This is a genomic window from Brevundimonas sp. TWP1-3 (assembly GCF_049896085.1).
Taxonomy (GTDB): Bacteria; Pseudomonadota; Alphaproteobacteria; order Caulobacterales; family Caulobacteraceae; genus Brevundimonas.
Genome location: NZ_JAFCTP010000001.1, coordinates 1,687,811 through 1,701,678, shown reverse-complemented (window position 1 = coordinate 1,701,678; position 13,868 = coordinate 1,687,811). Strand labels below are relative to the sequence as shown.

Here is a 13,868-nt window from a genome sequence, read left to right as displayed (position 1 = left end):
ATGGGTATATGTTAGCTCTTCGGTCAGCCGGAGAGAGCGACATGTCCACGCATCCTCACAATCACGCCTCGGGTCACGCCTGCTGCGGGGCGAAGGCCTCGGATGGCGCGGCAACGGTCAAGGATCCCGTCTGCGGCATGTCGGTCGATCCGACGGCCACCGCTCACCGAGCCAGTCATGACGGTCAGGACTATTTCTTCTGCTCGGCGGGGTGCCGGACCAAATTCATCGGCGATCCGATGCGTTACCTGAACCCTCCCGTGGAGGCCGAGCCGGCCGTTCCCGGCGCCATCTACACCTGCCCGATGCACCCCGAGATCCGGCAGGAAGGCCCAGGCTCCTGCCCGATCTGCGGCATGGCGCTTGAGCCGGAGACGGTCACGGCGGAGGCCCCGCCCAACCACGAGCTGATCGACTTCACCAGACGCTTCTGGGTCGGTCTGGTCCTGACCCTGCCGGTCTTCGCCCTGGAAATGGGCGGACACCTGGCCAATCTCCACATGTTCATCCCGGGCCAGATGTCGAACTGGATCCAGTTCGCTTTGGCGACCCCCGTGGTTCTCTGGTGCGGCTGGCCCTTCTTCGAGCGCGGCTGGACATCGCTGCGCACCCGGCGGCTGAATATGTTCACCCTGATCGCCATGGGGGTCGGCGTGGCATGGCTTTACAGCGTCGTGGCCGTCGTCGCGCCAACCCTGTTCCCGCCCGCCTTCCTGAAGGCCGACGGCAGTGCGCCGGTGTATTTCGAGGCGGCGGCGGTCATCACCGTGCTGGTCCTCGTCGGGCAGATTCTGGAACTGCGCGCCCGCGAACAGACGTCGGGCGCGATCCGCGCCCTGCTGGACCTCACGCCCAAGACCGCGCGCCGAATCCGGGCGGACGGCGTCGATGAAGATGTCTCGCTTGACCAGATCGCCGTCAGCGACCGCCTGCGGGTAAGGCCCGGAGAGAAGATCCCGGTCGATGGCGAACTCCTGGAGGGTCGGGTCGCTGTCGACGAATCCATGGTGACCGGCGAGTCCATGCCGGTGACCAAGGATGTCGGCGACCGCGTCGTGGCCGGCGCGCTCAACAAGACCGGATCCTTCATCATGCGCGCCGACAAGGTGGGCGCCGACACCCTGCTGGCGCAGATCGTCCAGATGGTGGCCCAGGCCCAGCGCAGTCGCGCCCCGATCCAGCGGCTGGCCGATACGGTCTCCGGATGGTTCGTTCCCACCGTGATCGCGATCGCCCTGCTCGCCGCCGTCGTCTGGGGCCTGGTCGGTCCCGAGCCCCGTTTGTCCTACGCCCTGGTCGCCGCCGTTTCGGTGCTCATCATCGCCTGTCCCTGTGCGTTGGGTCTGGCGACGCCGATCTCGATCATGGTCGGGGTGGGACGTGGCGCCCACGCCGGCGTCCTGATCAAGAACGCCGAGGCGCTCGAACGCTTCGAGAAGGTCGACACTCTCGTTCTGGACAAGACCGGCACCCTGACGGAGGGCCGTCCGTCGGTGACGGCGATCCTGCCCGCCCTCGGCTTCGTGGAAGCGGACATCCTGCGTCTTTCGGCCAGCCTCGAGCGGGGCAGCGAACATCCGTTGGCCGACGCAATCGTCCGGGCAGCCAAGGACCGGGACATCCCCCTTACCGAGGCCGCGGACTTCGACAGCCCGGTCGGTCGCGGCGTTCGCGGGACGATTGAGGGCCGCCAGGTCGCCCTGGGCAACACCCGTTTTCTCGGCGAGCTTTCGATCGACGTCTCCGCGCTGGAGCCGAAGGCGGAGGCCCTTCGCCACGACGGCGCCACCGCCATATTCGTGGCGATCGACGGAAAGGCGGCCGGGGTCATCGGCATCGCCGATCCCATCAAGGCCACCACGCCGGCTGCGATCCTCGCGCTGAAAGCGGCCGGTCTGCGGCTGGTGATGATGACCGGGGACAACCGGACGACGGCCGAAGCGGTCGCGCGGCGCCTCGGCATCGACGAAGTCCAGGCGGAGGTTTTGCCGCAGGACAAGGCGTCTGTGGTTCAACAGCTTCGTTCGCAGGGTCGGATCGTCGCCATGGCGGGGGATGGCGTCAACGATGCCCCTGCCCTCGCCGCAGCCGATGTCGGCGTCGCCATGGGGGCGGGTTCGGACGTCGCCATCGAAAGCGCCGGCGTCACCCTGCTGGGCGGAGATCTGCAAGGCATCGTGCGCGCACGGCGTCTGTCCCGCGCGGTGATGGGCAACATCCGCCAAAACCTCGTTTTCGCCTTCGGCTACAACGCCCTTGGCATCCCCGTGGCGGCTGGCCTGCTTTATCCCGTCTTCGGCTGGCTTCTCTCGCCTGCCCTTGCGGCGCTCGCAATGGCGCTCTCCTCGGTCAGCGTCATCGGCAATGCGCTGAGACTGCGCGCGGTGAGGCTTTAGCCAGGATAGGCAATCAACAGTCCGCCCACCCACCCAAGGGAGGAACCGGCTGTGACGGGCCGGATTGATTCAGACGCTGACCGCAGTCTCCAGGCTTTCGCAGCGGCAGGCGAAGACGAACTGAAATTTCTGAAGAGGATACGGACGATGTCTCATCAACAGATGGACCACGGCGGGCAAGGCAACGCTCGTGGACTCGGCCCTTATCGGAGCCTGTACCTCGAGTTGGCGCTCGATTTCGTCATCATGTACCTGGTCATGTACACGATGATCGCCACGCTCGGTCACTTCTATCTCAACCTGAACAACGTCTACATGACCCTGATGATGGTCGCGCCGATGGCGGTACTGATGCTCGTCTTCATGCGGTCCATGTACCCGTCGCGCAAAACGAACCTGGCCATCGGCGCGGTCGCGGCCGTGATCTTCCTCGGCAGCTTCATCGGCATGCGCACCCAGGCGTTCGTTGGCGACGACGAATTCCTTCGATCGATGATCCCGCACCATTCCGGGGCCGTGTTGATGTGCGAGCAAGCCTCCCTGACCGATCCGGAGATCATCGCCCTGTGCAACGGCATCGTGCGTGGTCAACAGGAGGAGATCGCCCAGATGCAGGCGCTCCTCGAGAAGCGTCGCCGCTGACCCCGGCGTGCGGGGGTAGGACTCAGCCGCCGCCCGCTTCCTCTTCATGAGGGACGCGGTCGTGTGGCGCGTAGAGAAGCAGAAGGCCGGGACCGGCCGAACGTCTGGAGACTGAGTATGCGTTACTTCAACCCTGCGCCCTTCATCGCCGTCGCGGCGGTCGTGGCCTTCGCCGCCGGACCGGCGGCGGCCCACGCTCGCCTGGTCAGCGCCACCCCGGCACCCGACTCCACCGTGGCCGCCACCCGGACGCTGACCCTGACCTTCAGCGAACGCAGCGTTCCCGCCTTTTCCGGCTTCGACGTCGTCAATGCGGCGGGGGAGAAGATCGCGATCCGCACCTCGGCCGCCGAGGACGGCAGGACCCTCACGGGCGCGCTGGCTCGCCCGCTGGCCGCCGGCGCCTACCGTGTCGACTGGCGTATCGCGTCGAGCGACGGCCACCGCATGACGGGATCCTACACCTTCACGGTGCGCTGACGCCGTGCTGGAAGTCGCGGTCATCGCGCTTCGCTGGCTTCAATACGGCGGCGGCGTCGTCCTTCTCGGCGCGCCGCTGTTCCTTCTCTACAGCTTCAAAGACGCCGACGCGCCGAACCTGGAATGGTCGCGACCGACATTGCGCCTCGCCGCGATCATCGTCGCGCTCGGCTCGCTCGCCGCCCTGGTGGCCCAGACGGCCGTCATGGCGGGGTCGCTGGGCGAAGCCGTCAAACCCGCGTCCCTGTCCTTCATGGTCACCGGCACGGCCCTGGGCATGGCGATGGTCGTGCGGGCCGCCGCCGCCTTGCTTGGGCTTGTCGCCTTGGTGGCCCTGAAACCCGGTCGCGCGCTCTGGAGCGTGACGACCGCCTTGGGTCTGATCGTGGCCGCCAGCTTCGCGTGGACGGGTCACGGCGCGGCCACCGAGGGCCCTGGCGGGCCCATCCATCTTGTCGCCAACATCATTCACGCGGTGGCAGCGGCCTTGTGGCTGGGCGCCCTGGCGGCGTTGACGGCCCTGCTTCTGCGCCGAGCCGGTCCGGACGACCTTGCAATCCATCGCGCCCTGCATGGCTTCGCCGGCCTTGGAACGCTCGCGGTCCTGGTGCTGGTGCTGACCGGTCTCGTGAACAGCTGGTTCCTGATCGGTCCCGAGCGCGTGGCGTCGATCGCGGGCAACCTCTACGGCCAGCTGCTGGTCGCCAAGCTCGTCCTCTTCAGCTTGATGCTTGCGCTGGCGGCGAGCAACCGGTTCCGGCTGACGCCGACACTGGGCTCTGCGCTGGAGACGGGCCAACTCTCCGTCGCCGCCATAAGCGCGCTCCGGCGCAGCCTGTTGGTCGAAACGGGTCTGGGACTCGCCCTGATCGGCGTCGTGGCGGTCATGGGAACCCTGCCGCCCGCGGCGTCTCTGTAGGCTCGATTGCGATGATCAAAATGAGCTCGTCGTTCCGCCGACCGTTGAAGTATGATCAGACAATGCCGTTCCTGCGTCATGACCTCGTCCGACTGACGACCGCGCTGCTCGCGGCATTTGCCGTGCTGTTCGTGTCCACCGCTTCGATCGCCTGCGAAGCTCCGGTCGATCAGGATATGGCGTCCATGTCGATGAGCGGCGACGGCGCCCCGTGCGAGCCGAAGACCGTCAGGATCTCGTGCCATAAGGCGTGCCTGGCCATCTGCCAGGGCCTCGTCCCCCAGAGCGGCGAACCCACCCCTGCACGGGTCTATGCATCCGTCCGCTATCCATCCCTTGATACGCGGCATGCCGATTTCACCGCGGAGGCGGACGACCCGCCCCCGCGACGCTGATCCTGTTGAAGAAGACCGAACTCATTCAATCAAACAGAGATCAAAACCATGAAACGCACGCTCACCATCGCAGCCCTGGTGCTGCTGGCTTCCGGTTCAGCCGCCTTCGCGGCCGCGCCGGACGCCGTGGCGCAGGCCGTATGCGCTTGCTGCGACGCTATCGCAGCCTGCGCGGAAGCCTGCGCCTGCTGCTGATCTTATGATCGGGGACGCCCGCCCGCGACGGCGGGCGTCTTCTCGATGTTCCTCACCGACGTCGCAGGGCAGGCGACCCGCTGCCGCGGGCCTGAGCGTCAGCCGGGCGCGCGCGACGACCAGTGAATGTGGTGGATGCGCCAGCCGTCGGCATGGCGTTTGAGCACCATCGTTTCCGTCGTCAGGCGGTCTACGGCGCGGCCGTTGAATTGGCCCGTGGTGCGGCCTTCGCTGGCGATCCAGGCAATGTCCCCGTCGGCCCATCCCGATCTGCGCGTCACCGTCGCTTCAGAGGCGGCGGCGAAGGCGGCGTCCGAGCCCAGGTGATGGGACGCATACTCGTCGCGTGATCGCTCCGCGCCACCCTCCTCGAAGATCATCACATCCGGCGCCATCAGGGCCAAGGCGCCGGCCGTGTCGCCGGCCTTCAGGGCGACGTGAAAGGCGTCGACGGCCTTCGCCGCGTCCGCAGCTTCCGCGGCGACCGAGCCGGCGGCCTGGGCATGCCCGTGGGCGTGGTCCTGGGCGAAGACGGGGGTTGCCGAAAGCACGGCGAGCGACAGGACGAGGGCGAGAGAGGTGCGGGACATGGCGAACTCCGGACTGTGGGTGATCTGAACGGGCTGAGCGCGATCTGCGTCAGGCCGGCGGGTTGTGGCGGGCGAACACGCGGGTCGCGCCCGAGCGAAGCACCAGCAGGGTGTCGTAGGGCTCCTTGTGCCCCTGCGGCGTCTCCATGCCGGGCGAACCGAGCGGCATGCCCGGGACCGCGACGCCCACCGCTGCCGGTCTCTCGGTCAGCAGTCGAATGACGTCCGGGGCCGGCACATGACCCTCGACCAGATAACCCTCGATCAGACCGGTATGACAGGAGGCGAGCGCGTCCGGCATGCCGCGGCTGCTCCGGACCGATTGAAGGCTGGGAAGGACGGTGATGGTGGTGGTGAAGCCCGCCTGGCGCATGTGCGCGATCCAGGCGTCGCAGCAGGCGCAGGTGGGCGTCTTGAAGACCGTGAGGTTTCTGGACGGACGGGTCTGGGCGCAGGCGGACCCGCCCATGCCGATGAAGACGGCCGCGCCCATGAGTAGACGACGGTTCAGATTGGCGGGTTTCAAAAGGGTTCTCCCTGATCGCTGTGGACGGATCGCTGCGCCTCGACAGGGTCGGCGCGCTGCGGCGCCAGCCGCGCCCGCAACCACCGTCGGCCAGGCTGCTCGACGAAGACATGGATGGCGGCCGCGGCGGCGAGCGTCAACACAAGCATGGCGGCCAGTTCGACCAGGCCCATTCGATAGTCGGCGCCCCAGCCGGAGAACGCCTGCGCCGCATTGCGCCACACCATCAGGATGGGGATGTGGACGAGATAGAGGGCGAACGACGCTTCGCCGGCGAACAGAAGGACGGGGTGAGACAGGAAGGTCCGGACCGGAGCCTTGGCCAACAGGGCGAGCGACAGGATGAAGGAACCGGCCGCCGCCACGATGACCCGGTCGTCGGCGCCGATCTGCATGAGCGTCAGCAGCAGGGTCGTGGCGACCAGGGCGCCCATGAGGGACATTCGCGGCGAAGGCGTCCAGCGCTGACCGAGATAGTAGAGGCCAATGCCGTAGAGGAATTCGGGAATGATGCGCAGGATCCCGAGGCTGTCCTCGGCGCGAGGCAGCATCCGGCCGAACCAGGCGCGGTAGAAGGCGTCCAAAGCGACGAAAAACAGCATGGCGAGTGCAATCAGGACCCACGGCCTGGCCCGCAGCCGGAGCGCGAGGGCGGCATAGGCGGGGAAGGCCAGATAGGCGAACCACTCCGCCGACAGCGACCAGGCCGGTCCGTTCCAGAGCGCCATGCTCTCGCGCGGGAACCACGCCTGTACGAGCAGAAGGGTGCCCGCGAAGTCGACGGGATTAAACCGGCCAGGCTCCAGCCCGACGCCGAACACCGGCGCGATCAGCACCAGCCCAAGCATGGCCAGGAGGATGAACAGGTGAGCCGGATAGATCCGGGCCAGGCGCGCCGCCAGGAATCGACCGTAGTTCGGGGCCCGGTCTCCCTGCAGGTAGACGTGGGTCAGGATGAAGCCCGACAGGATGAAGAAGACATCCACGCCCAGGCGCGCGCGGTTCAACAAGCCCGCGCTCTCCGCCGGGAGCGTCCAGTAGAGCTGGAAGTGGAACAGCACGACGCCGAGGGCGAGAAAGAACCTCACGCCCGTGAGCGGATCGAGCACGTCGGGGAATGGAACCCGCGTGGGCCCTGCTCTGTCGCTCACGTCTTTTCCCCGGACGACAGGGCGCGTCCCGGTCGTTCTCTGGTATCTACGCGGGCGACGGCTCGTCCCCTCGTGAGGGGACCGGAAGGCCGGCGCGTATGGCAGATGGGGCGTGACGCAGGTGCTCAATGACCGACGACATGAATGAACTGATCGCAGCGGTCGGGCCGGGCGACGCCGGCCGGCTGGTCGGAATGGAAGACGCGGTCTGGGTGCGGATCGGCGAACGCAAGGAGCGCGCCCGCATGGGTCAGGTCCGGGTCGCGGCCGTTGCATTCGCGCTGGTGATCGGCGTTGCGAACGGAGGGCTGATGCTCATGGCTCCGCGGCCGGAGCCGTCCGAGATGCGGATTTTCACCGTCTCGGCGGGCTTGTCGCCTCTCTCCGGCCTGGACGTTCGGGGATGAGGGCCGCCTGGAAGTCGATCGTTATCACGGCCATCCTGGCCGCGCTGGCCAGCGGCGCGGCGACCTGGGCGAGCGCGACCTGGGTCATGCGGGAGCGGCAGCCGCCAAGCCTGCACAGCGTCGTCCATGAGAAACTCGACCTGAGCCCTGAGCAGGATCGACGGCTCGATGTGGTCGAAGCCCGGTTCGCCGCTCAGCGGCCGGCGCTCGAAGCGGAAGTGCGCGCGGCCAATCGCGAACTGGCGGCCGCCATCGCCGCCAGTGACGGCGACACGCCCCAGGTCCAGGCCGCGGTCGATCATTTCCACGCCGCCATGGGCGATCTGCAGAAGGCGACAATCACCCATGTGTTCGAGATGCGATCCGTCCTGACCCCGGCGCAGGCCGAGGTGTTCGACGCCGCGGTCGTCGAGGCCCTGCACGACGACGCCGGCTAAGCGGCGCGCGTGTGTGCCGAGCAGAGCATCGAGGCCCGTGCGGCGACCGGAGACCGGGCCGCCTTCACCGCCTTGATGGCCGCCACAAAGGCCGATCTCTACCGGTTCGTGCGCCGCTATGTCGGCGACGAGTCCGAAGCGCATGACGTGCTTCAGGAAAGCTATGCGTCCGCCTGGCTCGCCCTGCTGCGGTATGATCCGGCGCGGCCGTTCGACGTCTGGCTTCGCTCCATCGCCCTCAACAAATGTCGAGACTGGGGCCGGCGGCGCGCGGTCCGCCGGGTCGTGCGCGGCGTCATGGGCCTGGAGGCGCCCGAGGCGGCGGCGGTGGGCGACGATGCGCCGTCACCCGAGACACGGCTGGACGATCAGCGCAGGGCCGAAGCTCTGCAACGCGCCTTGCGGGACCTTCCCGACGCCCTGAAGGGGCCGCTTCTGCTCGCCACGCTCGAGGGACGGTCTCACGCCGAGATCGCCTCGATCCTCGGTATTACGCCCAAGGCGGTCGAGACCCGCGTCGCCCGCGCCCGCAAGACCTTGACGGCGGCTTTGGCCCAAGCTTCCGGCGGAAACGCTTGACCTTGCCCTGATGGGAAGATGCACAAGCTGCAATCCCGACGTCTGCGGCAACCTGACGCGAGGGATACGCCGCCCGGCCGCGTATCTGAACGAACGGCTGAATAGCCCGACCAAGGAATTTCTCGCCTATGTCCACGCCCCGCCTCGATCGCCGAACGCTTCTCCGTGGCGCAGCCGCCGGCGGCGGGCTGCTGGGCCTGCAGGGTCTGCTCCCCGCCTGGGCGCAAACCGGATCGGCGGGACTGCGGGCGGATCTTCCGACGCTGACGGGACCGAACATCGACCTGACCGTCGGACACACGCCCTTCACCGTGGGCGGCCGCACCGGCCATGCGGTGACCATCAACGGCGTTCTGCCGGCGCCGCTGCTACGCCTTAGAGAAGGCCAGAACGTCCGGCTAGCGGTGACCAATACGCTGGACGAGGACACCTCAATCCACTGGCACGGCCTGCTCGTCCCGTTCCAGATGGATGGCGTGCCCGGCATCAGCTTCCCCGGCATCCGGGCGCGTGAGACCTTCGTCTACGAGTTTCCGATCAAGCAGTCGGGCACCTTCTGGTATCACAGTCACTCTGGCCTACAGGAGGCGATGGGTCACTACGGCCCAATCGTGATCGACCCGGCGGGCGCCGATCCGGTCGCCTACGACCGCGAGCATGTGCTGGTCCTGTCGGACTGGAGTTTCATGCATCCGCACGAAATCCTGGCCAAGCTGAAGAAGAGCCCGGGTTACTTCAACCAGCAGCGCACCACGCTGGCGGGGCTCATGGACGGCAGCGACCGCATGAGCCTGGAGGAACGGCGCATGTGGGGCCAGATGCGGATGGACCCGCGCGACATCCTCGACGTCAGCGGGTCGACCTACACCTATCTGATCAACGGCCATGGACCGCAGGAGAACTGGACCGGCCTGTTCCGGCCCGGCGAGCGGGTGCGGCTGCGCATCATCAACGCGTCGGCCATGTCCATCTTCAACGTTCGCATCCCGGGCTTGCCGATGACCGTGGTGCAGGCCGACGGCGAGAACGTGCGCCCGGTCGAGACGGACGAGTTCCAGATTTCGGTCGCCGAGACCTACGACGTCATCGTCCAGCCGACCGAGGACCGCGCCTACACCATCGTCTCCGAAGCCATCGACCGGTCCGGCATGGGCCGGGCGACCCTGGCGCCGCGCCTGGGCATGACCGCCGAGGTCCCTCCCCTGCGAGAGGTCCCGAACCTCACCATGCGCGACATGGGCATGGGCGGAATGGATCACGGCGCGATGGGCGACATGTCCGGTATGGACCATGACGCGATGTCCGGCATGGACCACGCCGCTCCGACCCAGAACGCGCCCGCAGCCGGCGAGATGGCCGGGATGTCCATGTCGGGCATGAACATGCGCGATCCCGAGAACGCTCCGCCCGACATGGCGGTGGGCGTCGGCGTCGATGCGATCGCCATGGACCCCGCCAACCGTCTGGGTGAGCGTCCGATCGGTCTCACGACCGTCGATCATCGCGTCCTCGTCTACACCGACCTGGTGTCGCTCCAGCCGAACAAGGACCCGCGCCCCCCGTCTCGGACGATGGAGATCCACCTGACCGGCAACATGGAGCGGTTCATGTGGGGCTTCGACGGCCGAAAGTTCAGCGAACTGGTCGAACCGATCCGCTTCGAGCGCAACGAGCGGGTGCGGGTGACCCTGGTCAACGACACCATGATGGCCCACCCGATCCATCTGCATGGTCATTTCTTTGAACTGGTGACCGGCGGACCGGCCGGGCACCAGCCCCTCAAGCACACGGTCAACGTCGCGCCCGGCGGCAAGGTGACCTTCGATCTGACCGCCGACGCGCCCGGTGATTGGGCCTTCCACTGCCACATGCTGATGCACATGCACGCCGGCATGTTCAATGTTGTGACGGTGCGGCCCATGGACGGAGCTGCGTCATGAACCGCCTCGCCGTCGCCCTCGCCCCGCTGGTGCTCGCCGCCAGCGCCTTCAGCGCCCAGGCCCAGGACCCTCACGCGGGCCACACGATGCCGGCGACCGCGGCGCCGACACGCCCCGCGCCAGCACCGCGGCCCACGCCACAGGCGCCGGCCCGACCGGCGCAGGATCCGCACGCCGGTCACGTCATGCCGCCCGCGCAGACGCCGCCCGCCGCGGATCCGCATGCAGGCCACCAGATGCCGGCGCAGCCCGCGCCCGTAGACCCGCACGCGGGACACCAGATGCCGGCGGCGACGCCCGGCCAGGCTGATCCGCACGCGGGCCACGACATGTCGGCCATGTCGCCCGCGCAGACCGACCCTCACGCCGGGCATGACATGTCGACCATGAGCATGGGGCCGCCCGATGTGGCGACCAGCGCCGACAATCCCGGCCGTCCTCCGGAGGACCCGCTCCCGGCCGCCGCCCTGGCCGGCCCTGCCCACGCCGCCGATCTCGTCTTCGGCGCCGAGGCCATGGCCGCCTCTCGCCGGACCCTGATTCACGAAAACGGCGACGTCCGCACCACGGCCGTCATTCTCGATCGCCTCGAAGCCGGCTTCGGCGACGACGGCGAGACCTACCTCTGGGACGTCCAGGGCTGGACGGGCGGCGACATCAATCGCTTCTGGTGGAAGTCCGAGGGCGAAGGCGACTTCGGCGGCGAGCTCGAGGAGGCTGAAGTCCAGGCGCTCTACAGCCGCGCGGTCACGCCCTTCTGGGACGTTCAGGCCGGCGTGCGTCAGGACTTCCGGCCCGACGGCGAGGACACCACGCATCTGGTCCTCGGCCTGCAGGGCCTGGCGCCCCATTGGTGGGAAGTCGACGCCGCCGCCTTCCTGTCGACCGACGGCGACCTGACCGCCCGCGTCGAGGCCGAATACGACCAGCGCATCACCCAGCGCCTGATCCTTCAGCCCCGCCTCGAAATCGACGCTTCAGCCAGCGACATTCCGGAACTGGAGATCGGTTCGGGCCTGTCCTCGATCGAGGCGGGCCTGCGACTGCGCTACGAATTCCGCAAGGAGTTCGCCCCCTATGTCGGCATCGAGTGGAGCCGCGCGTTCGGCGATACCGCCGACTACATCGAGGCCCGAGGCGGCGAGACCGACGACACCCGCTTCGTCGTCGGCCTCAAGGCCTGGTTCTAACCGAAGGAGACCACCCCATGATGATCCGCACTCTCGTTGTCACCGCCGCCCTCGCGTTCGCTGGCGCCGCCGCCGCCCAGGACCCGCATGCGGGTCACGCTATGCCGGCCCAGGCCGCTGTGCCCCAATCTGGCATCACGACCGTCCCTGCGAATGGCGCGATGACCCAGGGGTCGCCCGAGCGGTTCAGCGTCACCTTCCCCCACGCCATGGTCCTCAAGACCGTCGCCCTCTCCGCCGAGGGGCAGGCTCCGGTCGACGTCACTGTCCCCGCCGCACCGGCCGCCGCCACCGTCGGCGTGGCTCTTCCGCGCCTCGCGCCGGGCACCTACACTGCCGCCTGGACCGCCGAAGGCCCGGACGGTCACAAGATGTCCGGTTCCGTCAGCTTCATGGTTCACTAGGAGAACGACGATGAAGGTTTCCAACCTGCTGGCCGCCGCCGGCGCGATCCTGACCCTGAGCGCGGGCGCCGCCTTGGCGGTTGAAGGCTGCGATTGTTGCAAGGACATGGCCGCGGACGCCCCCATGACGTGCTGCGACGAGATGAAGACCGAGCCCGCCCCGGCCGAACCCGCGCCGCCCGCGCCGGCGCCGTCGGACACGCCGGCGCCCCAGAGGCACGCCTACCACAACTGATCGACCCGGTCCGATCGTATCTGCAGCCCCTTCGGGGCCGGAACGATCGGACATCAGCTTGTTCCGCTCCGATCCTCGGCGTGCTCCGCGTCGGATAATGACCAGGAATGCCCGCTGGTCACCGGGGATGGAGGCGGCTGGATGAGAGCCCTACACCACGGTGCTGATCCTCAATGACGACTCAACGCGGGTGTTCGGACGTCACAACGGAGCCTGACGATCGAGTCTCCCGGGGGGATTTAGCCAGGTCTGGACCGGACGGTCGAAGCCGTAGCGAAACACGGCGGCGGCCACGAAGGCGCCTATGAAGCCGACGCCCCAGAGGCCCCAGCGAACGCCGGACGACCAAACCTCTTGTCCCATGGCGTCGAGCAGGCCGAACCAGACGATGCGGCTCACCTCATTGGTGAGGAACATCGAGAACGACATCAGGGCCAGATGCTTGATCAGCCGCGAGGAGTTGCGCACCGGCACAGCGCCGAGCGACAGCAGGCTGAAGTCGCCGAAGGCCTGAAGCACGATGAGAGCGGCGGTGGCTCCAACGCCGACCGCCCCGGCCCGGCGCGGCGCGACATAAACTCGCGCGCCGTATAAGGCCGCCGCGACGCCCAACAGGAAGAGCGGCATGGCGCGGAGAATGCCGTGGCGCATCGGCAGGCGGTAGATCGGATCCCCGAGCCAGAGCGAGGCCGCGACATCGGCGACGACGACGAGGAGGGCCGCGCCGATCACGACAGCGATCGGCGGCCAGCGCCACAGGGCCCGGCAGATCCAGGGCAGCAGGAGGTAGCAGGCAATCAGGGCCGAGAGCGTCCAGGTCGGGGCGTTCCACCCCTGCCCGCCCGGCACGCCCCAGGCCTGGAGCAGCAGCACCTGGGCCGGCAGCTGCGACCAGTCGAACCAGCGCGGGTTGCTGGGCGCGATCCCCGCCAGAGCCGCGCCGCCGACGAGGACGACGAGGATAAGGCTGACGACGAGGTGGGCCGGAATGACCCGCAGCAGCCGCTGGCGCGCATAGGCGCGCAGCGACGCCTGACCGGCGGCGAGCCGGTCGCCGTAGATGCGCGCCAGGACGTAACCGGAGTCGATGATGAAGAAGTCGGTGAGCAGATAGCCGCGGTCGAACACCGGATGCAGCTGGGGCAGCGGGACCGGCGAGGCCTCGCGGAAATGGTAGAGGATGGTCAGCGCCCCGACGATGAAGCGGAGCGCGTCGAGCCAGCCGCCGCGGGCGATGCGCGGTGGGCGGGACTTCATCGGCGCGGCGTCGCTGCGGACCATGGGCGCAGCCTAGTCCGCAACGGGGCAAGGAATGGTTATCAGCGCGGGCCGCTCACTTCGCCACCGACCCGGGCTTTGGCCCCGGCCGTGTGATCATGGGC

At 68.0% G+C, this 13,868-nt stretch carries 17 protein-coding genes; 13 read left to right on the top strand and 4 right to left on the bottom strand.

From position 1 onward, the window contains the following. The first annotated feature begins 41 nt into the window (after window positions 1–41). The 6 genes from ACP693_RS08510 (at window position 42) to ACP693_RS08485 (ending at window position 5,027) form a co-directional block, all read left to right on the top strand. Window positions 42–2,396 carry a heavy metal translocating P-type ATPase gene (locus ACP693_RS08510; protein WP_278069297.1) on the top strand — a complete coding sequence of 785 codons (2,355 nt, stop codon included), beginning with the start codon at window positions 42–44 and terminating at the stop codon, window positions 2,394–2,396. A gap of 51 nt (window positions 2,397–2,447) precedes the next feature. Beyond that, window positions 2,448–3,038: a DUF305 domain-containing protein gene (locus ACP693_RS08505; RefSeq protein ID WP_228184648.1), complete on the top strand. Its 591-nt coding sequence runs from the start codon at window positions 2,448–2,450 to the stop codon at window positions 3,036–3,038. 117 nt (window positions 3,039–3,155) lie between these two features. Beyond that, entirely contained in the window at window positions 3,156–3,518 is a 363-nt protein-coding gene (gene copC, locus ACP693_RS08500; protein WP_228184647.1) for a copper homeostasis periplasmic binding protein CopC, read from the top strand. A 4-nt stretch (window positions 3,519–3,522) separates the two neighbouring features. Further along, window positions 3,523–4,437, top strand: coding sequence for a copper homeostasis membrane protein CopD (gene copD, locus ACP693_RS08495; protein WP_228184646.1), 915 nt, complete (start codon window positions 3,523–3,525; stop codon window positions 4,435–4,437). A gap of 62 nt (window positions 4,438–4,499) precedes the next feature. Continuing rightward, complete coding sequence (locus tag ACP693_RS08490; protein WP_269220985.1) at window positions 4,500–4,832, top strand: hypothetical protein; 333 nt, start codon at window positions 4,500–4,502, stop codon at window positions 4,830–4,832. Between the two features lie 48 nt (window positions 4,833–4,880). Beyond that, complete coding sequence (locus ACP693_RS08485) at window positions 4,881–5,027, top strand: hypothetical protein (protein WP_228184644.1); 147 nt, start codon at window positions 4,881–4,883, stop codon at window positions 5,025–5,027. A gap of 98 nt (window positions 5,028–5,125) precedes the next feature. Here ACP693_RS08485 and ACP693_RS08480 read toward each other — a convergent pair whose 3' ends face one another. From ACP693_RS08480 to ACP693_RS08470, 3 genes are read right to left on the bottom strand one after another with little or no spacing between them, the layout of a single operon-like run. After that, entirely contained in the window at window positions 5,126–5,617 is a 492-nt protein-coding gene (locus ACP693_RS08480; RefSeq protein ID WP_278069299.1) for a YybH family protein, read from the bottom strand. Window positions 5,618–5,666: 49 nt separating this feature from the next. After that, entirely contained in the window at window positions 5,667–6,143 is a 477-nt protein-coding gene (locus ACP693_RS08475; RefSeq protein WP_228184642.1) for a DUF411 domain-containing protein, read from the bottom strand. Beyond that, window positions 6,140–7,294 (bottom strand): acyltransferase family protein, encoded by a 1,155-nt coding sequence (locus ACP693_RS08470; protein ID WP_269220984.1) that lies wholly within the window; start codon window positions 7,292–7,294, stop codon window positions 6,140–6,142. Before ACP693_RS08470 ends, ACP693_RS08475 begins: the two co-directional genes overlap by 4 nt. 128 nt (window positions 7,295–7,422) lie before the next feature. On the opposite strand from ACP693_RS08470, the gene ACP693_RS08465 reads away from it, so the two are divergent. The 7 genes from ACP693_RS08465 (at window position 7,423) to ACP693_RS08435 (ending at window position 12,486) form a co-directional block, all read left to right on the top strand. Beyond that, window positions 7,423–7,701: a hypothetical protein gene (locus ACP693_RS08465; protein WP_269220983.1), complete on the top strand. Its 279-nt coding sequence runs from the start codon at window positions 7,423–7,425 to the stop codon at window positions 7,699–7,701. Continuing rightward, the gene (locus ACP693_RS08460) at window positions 7,698–8,138 is read left to right on the top strand and encodes a Spy/CpxP family protein refolding chaperone (RefSeq protein ID WP_183204306.1); all 441 of its coding nucleotides are present in this window, start codon (window positions 7,698–7,700) and stop codon (window positions 8,136–8,138) included. The genes ACP693_RS08465 and ACP693_RS08460 overlap by 4 nt, the downstream gene beginning before the upstream one ends. Before the next feature lie 9 nt (window positions 8,139–8,147). After that, window positions 8,148–8,717, top strand: a complete 570-nt coding sequence (locus ACP693_RS08455) for an RNA polymerase sigma factor (protein ID WP_228184639.1) — start codon at window positions 8,148–8,150, stop codon at window positions 8,715–8,717. A gap of 128 nt (window positions 8,718–8,845) precedes the next feature. Continuing rightward, on the top strand, window positions 8,846–10,657 hold the full coding sequence (locus ACP693_RS08450; protein ID WP_228184638.1) for a copper resistance system multicopper oxidase: 1,812 nt from the start codon (window positions 8,846–8,848) through the stop codon (window positions 10,655–10,657). Beyond that, window positions 10,654–11,847, top strand: a complete 1,194-nt coding sequence (locus tag ACP693_RS08445; protein ID WP_228184637.1) for a copper resistance protein B — start codon at window positions 10,654–10,656, stop codon at window positions 11,845–11,847. The genes ACP693_RS08450 and ACP693_RS08445 overlap by 4 nt, the downstream gene beginning before the upstream one ends. Before the next feature lie 17 nt (window positions 11,848–11,864). Next, the gene (locus ACP693_RS08440) at window positions 11,865–12,251 is read left to right on the top strand and encodes a copper resistance protein CopC (protein WP_228184636.1); all 387 of its coding nucleotides are present in this window, start codon (window positions 11,865–11,867) and stop codon (window positions 12,249–12,251) included. A 10-nt stretch (window positions 12,252–12,261) separates the two neighbouring features. Next, window positions 12,262–12,486: an ammonium transporter family protein gene (locus ACP693_RS08435; protein ID WP_426017577.1), complete on the top strand. Its 225-nt coding sequence runs from the start codon at window positions 12,262–12,264 to the stop codon at window positions 12,484–12,486. A 201-nt stretch (window positions 12,487–12,687) separates the two neighbouring features. On the opposite strand, the gene ACP693_RS08430 is transcribed toward ACP693_RS08435, so the two are convergent. Next, window positions 12,688–13,767, bottom strand: coding sequence for an acyltransferase family protein (locus tag ACP693_RS08430; protein WP_426017579.1), 1,080 nt, complete (start codon window positions 13,765–13,767; stop codon window positions 12,688–12,690). Window positions 13,768–13,868 lie beyond the last annotated feature (101 nt).